The sequence below is a fragment of the Rathayibacter sp. AY1D9 genome (assembly GCF_002932395.1).
Classification (GTDB): Bacteria; Actinomycetota; Actinomycetes; order Actinomycetales; family Microbacteriaceae; genus Rathayibacter.
Genome location: NZ_PSVQ01000056.1, coordinates 1 through 16,056, shown reverse-complemented (window position 1 = coordinate 16,056; position 16,056 = coordinate 1). Strand labels below are relative to the sequence as shown.

Below are 16,056 nucleotides of genomic sequence, written 5' to 3'. Positions count from 1 at the left end.
CGACGACGTCGACGGCAGGAGGAGCCCCCGCCCTCGACGCCGCCGCGATCATGGCCCGCTGCGACGAGCTCGCCGCGGTCTCCTCCAGCCGCGACGGCATCGAGCGGGTCTACCTCTCGCCCGAGCACGCCCGGGTGAACGCGATGGCCGCGCGCTGGATGACCGAGGCGGGCATGCGCACCTGGCAGGACGCGGCCGGCAACCAGTGCGGCCGCTACGAGGGCGCGACTCCGGGACTCCCGGCGCTCCTGCTCGGCTCGCACCTCGACACGGTGCCCGACGCGGGCCGCTACGACGGGATCCTCGGCGTGATGCTCGCGATCGCCGTGGTGTCGCGCCTGCACGGGGCGGGCCGGCGCCTGCCGTTCGCCGTCGAGGTCGTCGCGTTCGGCGACGAGGAGGGCACCCGCTTCGGCACAGCGCTCCTCGGCTCCCGCGCCCTCGCCGGCACCTGGGACGAGCACTGGTGGGATCTCGAGGACGCCGACGGGACGACGCTCGTCGAGGCGTTCCACGAGTTCGGGCTGGACCCCTCGCGCATCCGCACCGCCGCGCGCGACGCGCAGGACGTTCTCGCCTACCTCGAGGCGCACATCGAGCAGGGCCCCTACCTGGAGGAGGCTGACCGCGCCCTCGCCGTGGTCTCCTCGATAGCGGGCGCCCGCCGCTTCGCACTCACCCTCACCGGCAAGGCCGGGCACGCGGGCGGAGTTCCGCTCGACCGCCGCCGCGACGCGCTCACCGGGGCGGCCGAGGCCGTGCTCGCGGTGGAGCGCATCGCGCGGGAGCAGGGCGTGATCGCCACGGTCGGCCGGCTCGAGACCTTCCCGGGCGCGGTCAACGTCATCCCCGGCCGGGTCGAGTTCAGCCTCGACCTCCGCGCCGAGACCGACGCCCAGCGCGACACGGCGTGGGACGCCATCGAGCACGCGATGTCGGAGTCGGCGTCGCGCCGCCGTCTCGCGCTGACGGTGGAGGAGACCCATTCGGCCCCCGCGGTCGTCGCCTCCTCTCGGCTGCAGGACGTCGTGCGCGCGGGCATCCGCGCGACCGGGGACGCGGAGCCGATGGTGCTGTTCTCCAAGGCCGGCCACGACGCGATGGCGGTCGCCGACCTCGCCGAGTACGCGATGCTCTTCCTCCGCTGCGAGGGCGGCGTCAGCCACCACCCGGACGAGAACGTGACCGAGGCCGACGTCGCGACCGCGCTCGACGCGTTCGAGGCGGCCGTGCTGGCGCTCGCCGACGGGACGCAGACCGCGTGACCCCCGCCCCGGCCCCCTCGACGAGCATCGGTCACCGCATCGATGCCGGCTACGCCGCGCTGTCGCGGCAGGAGCAGCGAGCGGCCGACTTCATCCTCGACCACCTCGGCGACCTGGCCGTCTACACGGCGACCGAGCTCGCCCAGCACAGCGGAGTGTCCAAGGCCACGGTCTCGCGGCTGTTCCGCCGCCTGGGGTTCTCGAACTCGCAGGAGGTGCGCGAGCACGCCCGGGCGCTGCGGTCCTCCGGTGTGCCGGTCGGTCCCGCGCAGGGACAGGGGGATCCGCTCGCCGCGCACCTCGAGAGCGAGCGGGCGAACCTGGCCCGGCTGGCCGCCGCGTTCGGCGACGGGCGGCTGGAGGAGGCGGTGCGGCTGATCGCGGGAGCGCGCGAGGTCGTCGTGATCGGACTGCGCAACAGCTACCCGGTGGCGCTGCACCTGCGCCAGCAGCTCGCGCAGGCGCGCGGACGCGTCCGGATCGCCCCGCAGCCCGGCCAGTCGCTCGGTGAGGAGCTCGAGGGGCTCGGAGCCGAGGACGTCGTGGTGCTGGTCGGCTTCCGCCGCCGCCCCGCCTCCTTCGCCGCCCTGATCGGGACGCTCGCCGCGCGCGAGGTGCCCGTGGTGCTCCTCGCGGATCCGCCCGCCCGGCGCTACGCGGAGCACGCGGCGGTCTGGCTGGAGTGCCCGGTCGACAGCGGCACGGCGCTGGACAGCTACGCGGCGGCGATGAGCGCGGTCGCGCTCGTGGCCTCCGGAGTGCTCGGGGCGTCGCCGAGGGAGTCGCGCGAGCGGATCGCCGGGATCAGCACGGCCTACGCGGAGCTCGCCGAGCTGGAGGACCGGCCGTGAGCGAGGCGGCGGAGCTGATCCGTGCGCACGCCAAGGACCCCGTCGGGCAGGCCGACCCGACTCCGTCCCTCGGCCGTGCCGAGCTCATCACCCCCACCTGCGGCGACCGGATCGAGCTGCGCGTCGACGGCGGCGTCGAGCAGGTGCGCCTCGCCTGGAGCGGGCGGGGGTGCGAGGTCTCACGGGGATCCGCGTCGCTGCTCGTGGACGGTCTCGACGGGCTGCCGGCGCCGGCGGTACGGGAGCGGATCGACGCGTTCCTCGCGGCGATGGCGCACCGGGAGGGTGCTCTCGCCGGCGAGGAGCAGGCGCTGCTCGCGGTGGCGGGCAATCCCGTCCGCTCCGTCTGCGCGACCCTGGCCTGGCGGGCGCTGGCCGCCGCCCTCGACGACGCGGGCCTGGCGTGAACCGCTCAGTCCGGCCCGTCGCGGTCGGCTCCCGACCACAGATCGCCGCACTCCACCCCCCGCGCGCCCCTCGCGCGGAGCAGGTCGCGCGCGCCGGAGTCGCCGTGCACGCCCTCGAGGAGCTCCGGCCAGTGGTCCCGTCCCAGCAGCACCGGATGACCGGGCCGACCGCGGAAGACCGCGCGGGCGAGCACGTCCGGCGCGACCGGCGCCTCCGCGAGCAGCCGGGCCCCCACGCTCGGCGGCTCCTCGGGCAGGTCGACCAGGGCGACCAGCGCGGCGACGCCCTCGGCCGCGGCGAGACCCGCGCGGAGCGACGCCGAGAGGCCGGTCTCCCACTCCGCCGCGACGACCACGTCCGCGGACGGCGGCACCAGGAGGCGCGCCCGTCCGGCCTCCGCGCCCAGGACCACGAGCACCCGCTCGCAGCCCACCGCGCGGAGCCTCTCGACGGCTCGCTTCACCCAGGGAACTCCCGCCGCGTCGCACCGCAGCGCCTTCGGGCCGCCCGCCCGGCGTCCCGCACCCGCCGCGAGCACCAGCCCGACGAGGTCCCGACTCCCGACCAGATCCATCCGACCATCGTGCCGCAGGCCGAGCCCCTGCTCCGCCGGACGAAGGAGACCGCATGACCGACACCCGATCCGAGACCGCCCGCGACGTGCTGCTCGCGTGCCTCGCCGTCCCCCGCTGGGCCGACGAGGTCGCCTCCGGCGCGCCCTACCCGTCGGCCGACGCGCTCGCCGACGCGGCCGAGCGGGCCGCGCGCACGCTCACCGAGGAGGAGGTGGAGGCGGCGCTGGCCGACCACCCCCGGATCGGCGAGCGGCACGCGGGCGCGGGGCGCTCCTCCGCGTTCTCGGCCGCGGAGCAGGCGGCGAGCCGCACGGGCGACGAGGAGCTGACCCGGCGGCTGCTGGCCGGCAACCGCGCCTACGAGGAGCGGTTCGGGCGCATGTTCCTCCTCCGTGCGGCCGGCCGCGACCGGGCCGAGGTCGTCGCGGAGCTGGAGCGGAGACTCGGGCTCGACGACGAGACGGAGGCCCGCATCGTCGCGGAGCAGCTGCGGGAGATCACGGTGCTGCGGGTCCGCGGCCTCGACGACGGGCGCCTCGTCCGGGCGGAGGCCGCACGATGAGCGGGCACGCCAGCCGCGTCACCACCCACGTGCTCGACGCCGTCCGCGGCCGCCCCGCGCGCGGGGTCCCGGTGGCTCTCGACGCCCGTGTCGGCTCCGGCTGGGAGCGCCTCGCCGAGGCCCGCACCGACGACGACGGCCGCGTGGCGGCCTTCGGGCCGGAGCGCCTGGCCGCCGGGGTGCACCGGGTCGTCTTCGACACCGGCGCCTGGTTCGCCGCCTCGGGCACCGAGTCGTTCTACCCCGAGGTCGTCGTCGCCTTCCGCCTCGACGACGAGGAGGCGCACTTCCACATCCCGCTCCTGCTCAGCCCCTTCGCCTACTCGACCTACCGGGGCAGCTGATGCAGCTGCAGGACGTCCTCGACGCGCCGCAGCTGCGGCTGCGCGTGCTGGTCGCCGGCGACGGAGCGCTCGCCCGGCCGGTCGACGGCATCTTCACGACCGATCTCCTCGACCCGCGCCGCTACATCTCGCGCGACCAGCTGGTGCTGACCGGTCTGGTCTGGCGTCGGGACGCCCAGGACAGCGCGGCCTTCGTCGCCGCGGTCGCGGACTCGGGTGCCAGCGCTCTGCTCGCCGGCGAGGGGCTGCTGGGCTTCGTGCCGGACGACCTCGTCGTCGCCTGCCGCGAGCACGACGTCCCGCTGATCGCCGTGCCGGCCGATGTGTCGTTCGGCGCGATCACGGCGCACCTGTCGAACGCCTTCGCCGGCGACCGCGTGGCCCGGCTGACGGCCGCCCTCGCCCGCCAGCGGGAGCTGCTGACCGAGGTCTACCGGGGGCAGCAGCTCGACGAGCTCGTCACGCGCACCTCGCGCGAGCTCGGACTCCCCGTGTCGGTGCTGACCGCGACCGGCCGGACCGCGGCCTCCGCCTCGCCCCTGGGGCTGGGGGAGATCGAGCGGGTCGTGCACGCGGCGCTCACGGCCCGGCGCAGCCCGGTCGTGGTCGCGGACGCCCGCGGCGGCGCCCTGTCGGTCCTCACCGTCGCCGGTGCGGGCGAGCACCGCGCCACCTCCTGGCTGGTCGTCGTCGGGGGCGACTGGAACGACTGGCCCGCCGCAGTGCTGGACGCCGTGACCGAGCTCGCCGGAGTCGTGGGGGTCTACCGGCTGCAGCGGGAGGCGGCGCTCTCGGCCGACTCCGCTCTCGCCGACCGCCTGCTCGAGGTCGTGGAGGAGGACAGCGAGCAGCCCGAGGCCGCGGTGTACCTGCGGCAGCTCGGACTCGGCGGCGCCGGGCGGTGCGCCGTGGTCGCCGCCGAGTTCGAGGGCGACGCGCCCCCGGACCTGGCGCGCCGTGTCCTGGTCGACGCCGCCGCGCACCTGGGCCGCGCCGTGGTCGGACGCGACGCCCAGGGCTGCGCGGTGGCGGTGCTGCCCACCGAGGCGACCGATGCGATCCCCACCGGCGCGGATCCGCTCGCCGTCGTCACCTCGGCGCTGCGACGAGCGGGAGCCGCGTGGCCGGGCGCCGTGCTGCGCGTCGGGACGAGCGCCGCGACTCCGCTGCCCGCGCTCGGCGGCGCCCTCCGCTCGGCACGCTACGGGATGCTGCTGCCGGGCTCGCCGGGCGACGACGCTCCCGTGCGGGTCAGCGACTCCGGAGAGGTCACCTCCGCCGTGCAGCTGCTGAGCGCCGTCCCCGACCACCTGCGCTCGGTGTTCGTCGAGCTGGTGCTCGGGCGGCTCGTCGAGCACGACGCGCGCTACGGCTCGCAGCTGGTCGCCACGCTCGCGGCGTTCCTCGACTGCGGCGGCTCATGGGTGCGCACGGCGGAGCAGACGCACCTGCACCTGAACACGGTGCGGTACCGCATCGCGCGGGTGGAGGAGCTGACGCAGCGCGACCTGTCGGACACCGCGGACCGCGCCGACCTGTTCCTGGCGCTGCGCCTGCGCTGACGGCCGGGTGCGCGCGGTCCGCACCGCGCTTCCCGGGCCGGCCCCGTCACTCCGGAGCCACGATCCGCCTGCCCCGGACGTGCACCGCGGCGATCGCCGGCTCGCGCAGGGTCATCAGCAGGGCGAAGAGCAGCTGGGCCGTCGCCTCCTCCTCGTCGTCCGCGCGGATCCCGTGGGCGAGGACGTCGGCGAGCGGCTCCCACCGGTCGGGCTCGATGCGGAGGAAGTCCGCGTCCTTCCCGGGGTCGAGGCTGCCGAACCGCTCCTCCTGGTCGAGCGCCCGCGCGCCGGCGAGCGTCGCCGTGAACAGGAGCTCGGCCGGATGCAGGGCGACGGCCGCGTCGCCGGGCTCCGAGAGGTGCACCTTGAAGGCGTCGTTCGCCACTCGCGCCAGCAGCCACTCGTCGCCCGCGCCCACGTCCGAACCGAGGGCGACGGTGACCCCCGAGGCGACGGTCCGGCGCCAGGGCATGGTGCCGGAGCCGAGGAACTGCTGCGAGGTCGGGCAGTGGGCGATCGAGGTGCCGGTCTCCTCCATCCGGTGCAGCTCCGCGTCCTGGCAGTGCACGGCGTGAGCGAGGATCGTGCGCGGCCCGAGGAGGGAGGAGCCGCCGCGCGCGGAGCCGGGCAGGAAGAGCCCGTCGTAGGTGTCGAGGTAGCTGCGGGTGCCGTACGAGCCGAGCACGGCGGCGATCTCGCCGTCGCCGGGCCGGTCGTTCTCGTTGAGGTGGCTGTGCACGTAGACGCCGCGTCCGCGGACGTCGTCGTAGAGGTCGCCGAGCGCTCCGAGGGTCCGGGGAGTGACGGACAGCGAGAACCGCGGGACGAGCGCGACCTGCAGGAGCGGGTCCCTCCCGTGCCAGCGGTCGATCTCCTCCGACGCGAGCGTCAGCGCCTCCTCCTCCGAGGTGATCAGGGGCGCCGCCGAGGCCGGGCCCGTGGTCTGGATCCCGCGCCCCGACACGATCCGCAGCCCCGCCTCGCGGGTGCGCTCGAAGAGGGCGTCCTGCGCGGCCGGGAACGCGGAGCCGAAGACCATCGCGGCGGTCGTGCCCGCGGCCACCCGTCGCCGGGTGAAGGCTCGCGCGACGACGTCGGCGAACTCCGGGTCGGCGAGCCGCGCCTCCGCCGGGAACACGGTCCGGTCGAGCCACTCGAGCAGCTGGCCGCCGCCGAAGCCGTCGGTCGAGAACGTCTGGGGGAAGTGCACGTGCGCGTCGACGAAGCCGGGCAGCAGGATCGACGCGGCGTCGCCGGAGACCGGCAGGAGCGCGAAGCGGTCCGGCAGCTCGCGGTACGGACCGACCCAGGCGATCGTGCCGTCCTCGTCCACGGCGAGAGCGCCGTCCGGGATCGACACCAGCGACTCCCGCGCGGTCGTGAGCGTCGCACCCCCGGCGACGTGCAGCACGTGCCCCCGGTGGACGCCCCCGGCGCCGGTCACACCAGGCCCGTGTAGGCGGTCCAGGCGGATCCCGCGGGCGGCGCGTCGTCGCGGGTGACGCTCGCCTGGATCAGCCCGTAGGGGCGGTCGGCGGCGTGGAAGACCTCGTTGTCGTTCTCGACGCCGAAGGGCGAGAGGTCGTAGACGAAGTGGTGCTTGTTCGGCGCGGAGAGACGGATCTCGACGATCTGCGGGTACTCCTCCAGGACCGCCTTCCCCATCTCGAAGAGCGTCTGCTGGAGGGCGAGGGAGTGCACGGTCGCGAAGCGGCTCGTCATGAGCGCCTTGACGCCCGCGTAGACCGCCTCCCAGTCCATCGCCGCGATCTCGTCCTCGCTCAGGCCGAAGCGCCACTTCGCGACCAGCGAGGTCGCCATCACCCGGTCGTTCGTCGGCTGGAGGACCGTGTACGGGTCGGTGAGGAAGCCGTGGAACTCGCTCCCCGTGGACTTCAGGATCGTCAGGTCCTTGAAGCCGCCGGTGATCCAGATCCGCCGCTCCTCGCCCGAGCCCTCGACCGTGACCGACGCGATCCGCGTCTCCTGGCCCTTCCGGACCCAGGTGTGGTCGTGCTCGCGCCCGTCCACCAGCACGCGCTCCCAGGCGAACTCCTCGATCTCGATGCGGGCGCCGTGGACGGGCTCGTAGCCGTCGACGAAGTGGCGGGCCAGCTCGAGGCCGTAGGGCTCGATCGAGCGCAGGCCCTTCTCCTTGGCGAAGGCGTACGCCGTCTGCTTCTGCGTGTCCGTGGGCAGGACGGCCGACTGGTCGCCCTCTCGGTGCGCGGCCTCGAAGTCGCCGCGGAGGGCCGTGGAGACGTTGACGTCGTGGATCTCGTGCCGCGGGGTCTCGCGGTAGATCCGCACGACGCGGTTCTCGGCCTTCCCGTACTGGTGGTCCCCGAGGATGATCGACATGTCCGCTCCTGTCCGTTCCGTGCGGCCGGGCCCGGTCACGCGGTGGTGCCCGTCCTGCTCGCGGCTCCTGCGAGCCCGTCTGCCAGCCTCGCGCCTGCCGGGGGCTCCGCGCACCGGCGGAGCATCCCGAGGAGCCGCCGCCGGGACTCCGAGTCTTGTGCGATCCGCCCGCTCCGCGGCTCCGACCCGCCTCCGTTCACACACTCGAAACCTGCCGATGACACGGCGGCGCTCGGCGTGAGCGGGGGAGCTCCCCGAGGTGTCGTCAGGGAGGCGGGGCATCGGCGGGTCGAGGTCAGGGGCGGCTGAGGAGGCGCCCGGCGGGCGGGACCGTCGCGGCGGTGACGCGTCGGCCGCCGACCCAGGTGGCGGCGACGGCGCCGCGGAGGACGCGGCCCTCGTAGGCCGAGACGCGGTTCCGGTGCGAGAGGGCGTCGACGTCCACGCGCCACTGCGCCTCCGGGTCGAACGCGACCAGGTCGGCGTCGGATCCCGCGTGCAGCAGGCCCTTCTGGCCGAGCCCGGCGAACGCGGCGGTCGCCGTGGACATCCAGGCGACGACCTGCTCGAGCGGGATGCCCCGCTCGCGGGCCCCGGTCCAGACCGCGCGGAAGCTCAGCTCGAGTCCCGAGATCCCGCCCCAGGCGACGCCGAAGTCGCCGCCCGCGGGGAGCTTCAGCTCGGCGGTGGCGGGGGAGTGGTCCGAGGCGATGATGTCGATCGTCCCGTCGAGCAGCCCCTTCCAGAGCAGCTCGCGGTTGCGCTCGTCGCGGATCGGCGGGCAGCACTTGAACTGCGTGCCGCCGTCGGGGATCGAGCCGGCGTCGAAGGTGAGGTAGTGCGGGCAGGTCTCGGCGGAGATCGGCAGCCCCTCGGCCTTGGCCTCGCGCAGGAGCGGCAGCGCGTCGGCGGAGGAGAGGTGCAGGATGTGCGCGCGGCAGCCGGTCTCGCGGACGGCCTCGATCACGTGCAGGATCGCGCTGCGCTCGGAGGCGGGCGGGCGGGAGTCGACGAACGCGCCGTAGGAGGCGCCGGGCTCCAGCGCGCTCGCCTCCAGCTCGGCCGGGTCCTCGGCGTGCACGATCAGCAGTCCGTCGAAGGCGGCGGTCTCGCGCATCGCCTCGACGAGCTGCTCCCGGCTCAGGTGCGGGAACTCGTCCACGCCGCTCGGCGAGAGGAAGCACTTGAAGCCGAAGACGCCCGCGTCGTGGAGCTCGCGCAGTGTGCCGAGGTTCGAGGGGATCGCCCCGCCCCAGAAGCCGACGTCCACCTGCGCCTGCGGCCCGGCGGCCGCGCGCTTGGCCTCGAGCCCCGCCACCGTGGTGGTCGGCGGGATCGAGTTCAGCGGCATGTCGATGATCGTGGTGACGCCCCCGGCGGCGGCCGCGCGGGTGGCGGAGGCGAAGCCCTCCCACTCCGTGCGGCCCGGCTCGTTGACGTGCACGTGGGTGTCGACGATCCCCGGGATCAGGACCTGGCCCTCGGGGAGGACGATCTCCTCCGTGGTCCGCCAGGGGGCGTCCCGCTCGCCGACCGCGACGATCAGGCCCTCGGCGATCGCGATGCTGGCCGGACGCCGGCCGTTCTCGGTCAGCACGTCGGAGGCGCGGATCACGAGGTCGAGGAAGGGAGCGTCGTCAGGCATGGATCGACCCTATACTCGGCATGTTTCCTGCGTGTGAGCGCCCGTCGGCGGCTCCGCCCGGCCTCCCCGCAGCCCCGGCGCCGTCGCCTCCCGTCCGAGAAGAGGAGGCCGTCGTGCTCGACATCGCCGCCCCCCTGCTCGAGCGCGTCGAGGGGGGCGGGAGCGTCGCGGTCGTCACGGTCACGCACGTCTTCGGCTCGGCTCCCCGCGCTCTCGGCTCCTCGATGGCGGTGGACGCGGAGGGGCGGGCGATCGGCTCGATCTCCGGCGGCTGCGTCGAGGCGCAGGCGTACGCGCTGGCCCAGGAGGTGCTCGGCACCTCGAGCAGCGCGTCCGAGCACTTCGGCTTCGACGACGAGGCGGCCTTCGCCGCGGGCCTGTCCTGCGGGGGGCAGCTGCGCGTGTTCGGCCAGGTCGTCGACTCCGGCTCCACCGCGGTCCTCGCCGAGCTGCGCGCCGCCCGCGCCGGCCGCTCGGCCGCGCTGGCGATCGTCGTCGGTGGCCCGGAGGAGCTGATCGGCCTCGTCCTCACCGGAGCGACGCGCCTCCAGGACGTCGTCGGCCCGCACCTGGACGAGGACACCGCCCGCCGCATCCTCGCCGAGCGCGAGGCGCGCCTGGCCTCCGGCCGCTCGGCCACGGTCGAGACCGCCTGCCGGAGCGCCGAGCTCGAGATCGCCTACATCGTGCACGCCGAGCGGCCGCGCCTGCTGATCTACGGCGCCGTCGACTTCTCCGCCGCGCTCTGCTCCGCCGGATCCCTGCTCGGCTACCGCGTGACCGTCTGCGACGCGCGTCCGGTGTTCGCGACCGCCGAGCGCTTCCCCGGCGCCGACGAGGTCGTGGTCGAGTGGCCGTCCGACCACCTCGCCCGCGCCGAGGTCGACTCGCGCACCGTGATCGCGGTGCTCACGCACGACGAGAAGTTCGACATCCCGCTGCTCGAGACCGCGCTCGCGCTCCCGGTCGCCTACGTCGGCGCGATGGGATCGCGGCGCACCCACGAGCGGCGGCTGCGGCTGCTGCGCGAGGCGGGAGTGACGGAGGAGGCGCTCGCCCGCCTGCACTCGCCGATCGGCCTGGACATCGGCGCGTCGACGCCGGAGGAGACGGCCGTGTCGATCCTCGCGGAGGTCCTCGCCGCGCGCACGGGGACGTCCGGGGAGCCGCTCGCGGGGCGCTCGGGCCCGATCCACGCGGCGCGCTGAGCCGCACGTCCTCCCCTGACGGCGCGCCGTCGTGATCGCGCCGGCCTGCTCGCACTCCGGCGGGAAACGGCCGCGAAACACCGCGCTGCCATGCTCGGGGCATGCAGCGCCACGTCCTCACCGGAGCCCACGTCGCCACCGTCGACGCGCACGGGACCGAGCACCCCGTCGGCCACGTCGTCGTCGACGACTCCCGCATCGTCGCCGTCGGAGCCGGCGACCCTCCGGCGTGGGCACTCGACGGACGGTCCCCGACGGGCGTGCCGGCGCAGGAGGCGATCGCGCTCACGCGGGTCGACGGCCGCGGCCACCTGCTCACTCCCGGGCTCGTCAACACGCACCACCACCTCTACCAGTGGCTCACCCGCGGCTGGGCGCAGGACTCGATCCTCTTCGACTGGCTCGTCGCGCTCTACCCCGCCTGGTCCCGCATCGACGCCGACCTGACCCGCTCCGCCGCCCTCGGCGCGATGGGCGTCCTCGCCCGGTCCGGCTGCAGCACCGTCGCCGACCACCACTACGTCTTCCCGCGGGGCTCCGGCGACATCGTCGGCGGCATCGTCGACGCGGCCGGCACCCTCGGCCTCCGGCTGCACGCGACCCGCGGGTCGATGGACCTCGGCGAGTCCCGGGGCGGCCTCCCGCCGGACTTCGCCGTCGAGACCACGGCGGCCGCGCTCCAGGCCAGTGGAGAGGCGGTCCAGCGGTACCACGACGCCTCCGCCGACGCGATGGTGCGGGTCGCGATCGCCCCGTGCTCGCCCTTCTCGGTGACCACCGACCTGCTGCGCGAGTCGGCCGTCCTCGCCCGTCAGCTCGGGGTCCGGCTGCACACCCACGGCTCCGAGACCGTGGAGGAGGACGCCTACACGCGGGAGGCGTTCGGCCTCTCGCCCACCGACCACCTGGAGTCGCTCGGCTGGCTCGGCGATGACGTCTGGATGGCGCACTGCGTCCACCTCGACGCCGACGCGATCGCGAAGTTCGCGGCCACGGGCACCGGAGTCGCGCACTGCCCGTCCTCGAACGGCCGGCTCGCGGCGGGCATCGCGCCGATCCCGCAGCTGCTGGCTGCGGGAGCCCCGGTCGGCCTCGGCGTGGACGGCGCGGCGTCGAACGAGTCCGGTCAGCTCGGCTCCGAGATCCGCGCCGCGGTGCTGATGAACCGCCTGCGCGCCGGCGCCGATCGGATGAGCGCCCGGCAGGCGCTCTCGGTCGCCACCATCGGCGGGGCCCGGGTGCTCGGCCGGCAGGACGAGATCGGCTCGATCGAGGTCGGCAAGCTCGCCGACCTCGCGCTCTGGCGGATCGACGGGATCGAGCACGCGGGCATCGCGGACCCGGTCGCGGCGCTCGCATTCGGAGCGCAGCCCCCACTGAGCCTGCTCCTGGTGCAGGGTCGCCCGACGGTGCGGGAGGGACGGCTGGTGAACGCGGACGAGGACGCGATCGCCCGCGAGGTCGCCCGGGCGAGCACGGAGCTGGCGTCGCGCGTCTGAGCTGCGGCGGCCGATCGGCGCTCAGCCCGTCGTCGTTCAACCGGGCGGCGCCTCCGCCTCGACGGTCGCGACCGGGGCGGCGTCCGGGTGCAGGAGCCGCCAGATCCGGTCGCGGGAGAGCGGCAGCTCGGTCGGCCGCACGCCGATCGCGTCGCGGACGGCGTTGGCGAGTGCGGGGGCGACCGGGTTGTAGGGCGCCTCGCTCATCGACTTCGCGCCGAACGGCCCGAGCTCGTCGGCGGTGTCCGCGAAGAGCACCTCGGTCTCGGGCACGTCCGCCATCTGCGGGATGTGGTAGTTCCGGAGGATCGCCGTGGTCACGGTGCCCTCGCCGTCGAGGATCACCTCCTCGTACAGCGCCGAGCCGATCGCCTGCGCCACTCCGCCCTCGACCTGCCCGCGGCACTGCGCCGGGTTGATCACGAAGCCGGCGTCGGCCGCCTGGACCGACTGCAGGATCCGCACCTCGCCCGTCGGCTCGTGCACCGCGACGCGGAAGCCCTGGACGTTGAACGCGAGCGAGCGCTGAGCGCCGTCCTCGCTCCCGGTCGCGGTGACGGGTCCGCCGGCCGCACGGACCAGATCGGCGAACGCGACCCGGGTGCCGTCCGGAGCGAGCAGGCCCTCGTCGTCGGGCTCGAAGGTCTCGTCGTGCCCGGTCAGCCGCTTGGCGAGCGCCTGCAGCTCGGCGAGGAGGCGCGTCGCGGCCGAGTGGACGGCCTTGCCCGCGACGACCGTGCCGGCGCTGCCGAACGCTCCGGTGTCGTAGCGGGCCGCGTCCGTGTCGGACTGGCGGATCCGCACCCGGTCGGCCGAGGCGCGGAAGGCGCTCGCGACCAGCTGCGTGTGCACGGTGGTCGTCCCATTGCCGAACTCGGCCGTGCCGACGCCGATGGTCAGCACGCCCTCGGCGTCGACGGTGACGGTCGCCTCCGAGAAGTGGCCCCGCGGTGGGATGGTGGCGATCATCGCCAGTGCCGTGCCCTGCCCTGTCCGCCACCCCGGTCCGTCGGGGGCGGGGGAGCCGCCGCCGCCGGCCAGTGCCGCCTCGGTGAGGTCGAGGCACTGGTCGAGCCCGTAGGAGGCGAAGCCGATGTCGTCGCCCTCGACGTGCGTGACCACCAGCGGCTCGCCCGGGCGCACCGCGTTGATCCGCCGCAGCTCGAACGGGTCGATCCCGAGCTCGCGGGCGAGATCGTCCATCGCCGACTCGATGCCGAAGATCACCTGCCCGAGGCCGTAGCCGCGGAACGCCCCCGAGGGGAGGTTGTTCGTGTAGACGGCCTGCGCGTCGACGCGCTTGCTGGGCGCGCTGTAGACGGCGACCGACTCCGAGGTGCCGTGGAACATCACGCCGGGTCCGTGGTTGCCGTAGGCGCCGGTGTCCGAGAGCACGTCCACGGCGAGGGCGGTCAGCCGTCCGTCGCGCCGGGCGCCGAGCGTGACGCCGACCCGCATCGGGTGTCGGCAGGGGGCCATCGTGAACTCGTCGCTCCGGGTGAACTCGAACTGCACGGGCCGGCCGGTGGCGAGCACGGCGAGGGCGACGACGTCCTCCGTCAGGATCTCCTGCTTGCCGCCGAAGCCGCCGCCCACCCGTGCCGTGAAGACGCGGACGGTCGACGGATCGCGGTCGAACAGGCGCGCGATCTCGTCGCGCACGAGGAAGGGCACCTGCGTCGAGGTCCGCAGCACCAGCTCTCCGCCCTCGAGCCAGCCGATGGTGCCGTGGGTCTCGAGCGCCGTGTGCGCGACCCGGGAGGTCGAGTACCGGCCCTCGACGACCACGTCGGCCTCCGCGAGTCCGGCGGCCACGTCCCCGTACTCTCCGTGGAGCTCCGCGACGACGTTCGCCTCCGGCCGGGCGATGCGCGAGGCGATCGGATCCTTGTCGGCGTGCAGGAGCGGCGCGCCGGCCGAGCGCGCCTCCTCCGGGTCGAAGACGGCGGGCAGCACCTCGTAGTCGACCTCGACGGCGCGGCAGGCCGCCTCCGCCTCGGCCACCGACTCCGCGACCACCACGGCCACGCGCTGCCCGCGGAACCGGACGACCGTGTCGAGCATGCGCGTGTCGTCCGGGTCGTCGAGCCGGGACTCGTGGCGGGCGGTGGAGTAGAGGACGTCCGGGACGTCCTCGGCGGTGAGGACCGCGACGACGCCCCGCATCGCGCGGGCGGCGGTCGTATCGATCGAGCGGATGCGCGCGTGGGCGTGCGGGCTCTGGACGACCTTCACGTGCAGCAGGCCGGGCACGGCGACGTCGAGGGTGAACGGCTCGCGGCCCTGGACGATCCGCCGGCCGGCGGGCGCGCCGAGCGAGCGGCCGACCCGGGACTCCTCGGCCGATGGGCGACCGGTGCGGCGGACGGGGGTGAGACCCGACGGCGGGGCCGCGTGCCGTCCGCGGACCAGGGCCTCCGTGCGATCCGCTCCGGACGGCTCGGCCGCGTGCGCGCCGTGCCCGGACGCGCAGGCGCCCGTCACGGCCTCGCGGATGGGGCGGTAGCCCGTGCACCGGCAGAGGTTGCCCTTCATCAGCCGCGGCACGTCCTCGGCGCGGACTCCGTCGAGCGCCGTGGCCGTGACCACCATGCCGGCCGTGCAGAAGCCGCACTGGAACGCGCCGGCCTCGACGAACGCCTCCTGCACCGCGCTCGGCTCCTCGGGCGTGCCGAGGCCGGCCGCGGTCGTCACCTCGCGGCCCTCGACGCGGTGGGCGGGGTAGAGGCAGGAGTGGAACGGCGTCCCGTCGACGAGGACGGAGCAGGCGCCGCAGTCGCCGGCGTCGCACCCCTTCTTCACCTCGAAGTGCTCGTGGTCGCGGAGGAGGGTGCGCAGCACCTGGCCGGGGCGGGGGGAGGCGTCGACCGGCTCCCCGTTGACGGTGAACCTCATCGGGCGCCTCCGGCCAGCTCGGTGCGAATCTCCTCGGCGAGCACGCGGACGACGGCGTGGCGCCAGTCGGCGGCTCCGTGTGGGTCGGTGAACCAGGTCGCGACGCCGTCGACGGCCGCGGCGAGCTCGGCCGAGGAGGGAACGGCGGCGAAGCGGAGCAGCTCCGGCCGGACGGTCGCCGCGGTGATTGTGAGCACGAACGCGCCGTCGGTGTCGAGGCGGCCGATGACGACGGCGCCGGAGCGTCCGAGAGGGGAGAGCGCCGTCTTGCGGAACGCGGTGCGCGCCCGGAGGGAGGAGAGCGGGATCTCGATCGAGCGGATGACGTCGTCCCGGGCCAGGGAAGTGGTCATGTTGCCGGTCACGAGCTCGGCGACCGGCACGGCGACGTCCGAGCCGTCGGCCCGCCAGACGAGGGCGGTGGCGTCGAGCGCGGCGGCGAGGCTGATCATCGGTCCTGCGGGCAGGGCGTTGGCGATGTTGCCGCCGACAGTGGCGACGTTCCAGATCTTGAAGGAGCCCAGCAGGGCCGTGCAGCACTGGAAGAAGAGCGGATGGGCGGTGGCGCCCGCGTCGGGCATCGCGGCGAGCTCGCTGAGCGTGCAGGTCGCCGCGATCGAGAGCCCGGCGTCCGTGCGCACGATCGGCTCCCACGCGAATCCCTGCAGGTCGAGGAGCTCGTCGAGGTGGTCGTGGGGGAGGGAGAACACCCAGGAGCCGCCTCCGATGACCGCTGAGCGCGGCCCGCGGCCCGCCAGCTCGGAGCGCTCGCGCACCACCCGGACGCGCTGGATCGTGTTCAGGTCCATGCCGCGCCTCCGTCCCGCGCCCGTCGGGCGTCTCCCCCCAGTGAACCCCACCCGTGTGACGCCCGTGTTTCC

The 16,056-nt window shown here is 75.0% G+C and carries 14 protein-coding genes; 8 read left to right on the top strand and 6 right to left on the bottom strand.

From position 1 onward, the window contains the following. Nucleotides 1-50 precede the first annotated feature (50 nt). Genes C5C50_RS15980 through C5C50_RS15970 form a run of 3 tightly spaced genes read left to right on the top strand, consistent with a single transcriptional unit; the run spans nt 51 to nt 2,523 of the window. Nucleotides 51-1,265, top strand: coding sequence for an allantoate amidohydrolase (locus C5C50_RS15980; RefSeq protein ID WP_104273898.1), 1,215 nt, complete (start codon nt 51-53; stop codon nt 1,263-1,265). Next, nucleotides 1,262-2,116: a MurR/RpiR family transcriptional regulator gene (locus C5C50_RS15975; protein ID WP_219812189.1), complete on the top strand. Its 855-nt coding sequence runs from the start codon at nt 1,262-1,264 to the stop codon at nt 2,114-2,116. Before C5C50_RS15980 ends, C5C50_RS15975 begins: the two co-directional genes overlap by 4 nt. Beyond that, on the top strand, nt 2,113-2,523 hold the full coding sequence (locus tag C5C50_RS15970) for an iron-sulfur cluster assembly scaffold protein (RefSeq protein ID WP_104226650.1): 411 nt from the start codon (nt 2,113-2,115) through the stop codon (nt 2,521-2,523). Before C5C50_RS15975 ends, C5C50_RS15970 begins: the two co-directional genes overlap by 4 nt. 5 nt (nt 2,524-2,528) lie before the next feature. Here C5C50_RS15970 and C5C50_RS15965 read toward each other — a convergent pair whose 3' ends face one another. Continuing rightward, nucleotides 2,529-3,098, bottom strand: coding sequence for an NTP transferase domain-containing protein (locus tag C5C50_RS15965; protein ID WP_104273897.1), 570 nt, complete (start codon nt 3,096-3,098; stop codon nt 2,529-2,531). A gap of 53 nt (nt 3,099-3,151) precedes the next feature. Between C5C50_RS15965 and uraD the strand changes: the two genes are divergently transcribed. Genes uraD through C5C50_RS15950 form a run of 3 tightly spaced genes read left to right on the top strand, consistent with a single transcriptional unit; the run spans nt 3,152 to nt 5,567 of the window. Next, complete coding sequence (gene uraD, locus C5C50_RS15960) at nt 3,152-3,661, top strand: 2-oxo-4-hydroxy-4-carboxy-5-ureidoimidazoline decarboxylase (RefSeq protein ID WP_104269243.1); 510 nt, start codon at nt 3,152-3,154, stop codon at nt 3,659-3,661. Then, the gene (gene uraH / locus C5C50_RS15955) at nt 3,658-4,005 is read left to right on the top strand and encodes a hydroxyisourate hydrolase (RefSeq protein WP_104223494.1); all 348 of its coding nucleotides are present in this window, start codon (nt 3,658-3,660) and stop codon (nt 4,003-4,005) included. The genes uraD and uraH overlap by 4 nt, the downstream gene beginning before the upstream one ends. Further along, entirely contained in the window at nt 4,005-5,567 is a 1,563-nt protein-coding gene (locus C5C50_RS15950) for a PucR family transcriptional regulator (protein WP_104273896.1), read from the top strand. The genes uraH and C5C50_RS15950 overlap by 1 nt, the downstream gene beginning before the upstream one ends. A 46-nt stretch (nt 5,568-5,613) precedes the next feature. On the opposite strand, the gene C5C50_RS15945 is transcribed toward C5C50_RS15950, so the two are convergent. The 3 genes from C5C50_RS15945 to allB all read right to left on the bottom strand — a co-directional run bounded on the left by C5C50_RS15945 (nt 5,614) and on the right by allB (nt 9,573). After that, complete coding sequence (locus C5C50_RS15945; protein WP_104273895.1) at nt 5,614-7,011, bottom strand: amidohydrolase family protein; 1,398 nt, start codon at nt 7,009-7,011, stop codon at nt 5,614-5,616. Further along, nucleotides 7,008-7,928, bottom strand: coding sequence for a factor-independent urate hydroxylase (gene pucL / locus C5C50_RS15940; protein WP_104273894.1), 921 nt, complete (start codon nt 7,926-7,928; stop codon nt 7,008-7,010). Before pucL ends, C5C50_RS15945 begins: the two co-directional genes overlap by 4 nt. Nucleotides 7,929-8,223: 295 nt before the next feature. After that, on the bottom strand, nt 8,224-9,573 hold the full coding sequence (gene allB, locus C5C50_RS15935) for an allantoinase AllB (protein ID WP_104273893.1): 1,350 nt from the start codon (nt 9,571-9,573) through the stop codon (nt 8,224-8,226). A gap of 113 nt (nt 9,574-9,686) precedes the next feature. On the opposite strand from allB, the gene C5C50_RS15930 reads away from it, so the two are divergent. Both C5C50_RS15930 and C5C50_RS15925 read left to right on the top strand, forming a co-directional pair. Next, nucleotides 9,687-10,781, top strand: coding sequence for an XdhC family protein (locus C5C50_RS15930; protein ID WP_219814116.1), 1,095 nt, complete (start codon nt 9,687-9,689; stop codon nt 10,779-10,781). Between the two features lie 101 nt (nt 10,782-10,882). Then, complete coding sequence (locus C5C50_RS15925; protein WP_104273891.1) at nt 10,883-12,280, top strand: 8-oxoguanine deaminase; 1,398 nt, start codon at nt 10,883-10,885, stop codon at nt 12,278-12,280. A gap of 36 nt (nt 12,281-12,316) precedes the next feature. On the opposite strand, the gene C5C50_RS15920 is transcribed toward C5C50_RS15925, so the two are convergent. Together C5C50_RS15920 and C5C50_RS15915 are read right to left on the bottom strand one after the other, a co-directional pair. Next, nucleotides 12,317-15,175, bottom strand: a complete 2,859-nt coding sequence (locus C5C50_RS15920) for a molybdopterin cofactor-binding domain-containing protein (protein ID WP_104273890.1) — start codon at nt 15,173-15,175, stop codon at nt 12,317-12,319. Then, entirely contained in the window at nt 15,172-15,984 is an 813-nt protein-coding gene (locus C5C50_RS15915; RefSeq protein ID WP_104273889.1) for an FAD binding domain-containing protein, read from the bottom strand. The genes C5C50_RS15920 and C5C50_RS15915 overlap by 4 nt, the downstream gene beginning before the upstream one ends. Nucleotides 15,985-16,056 lie beyond the last annotated feature (72 nt).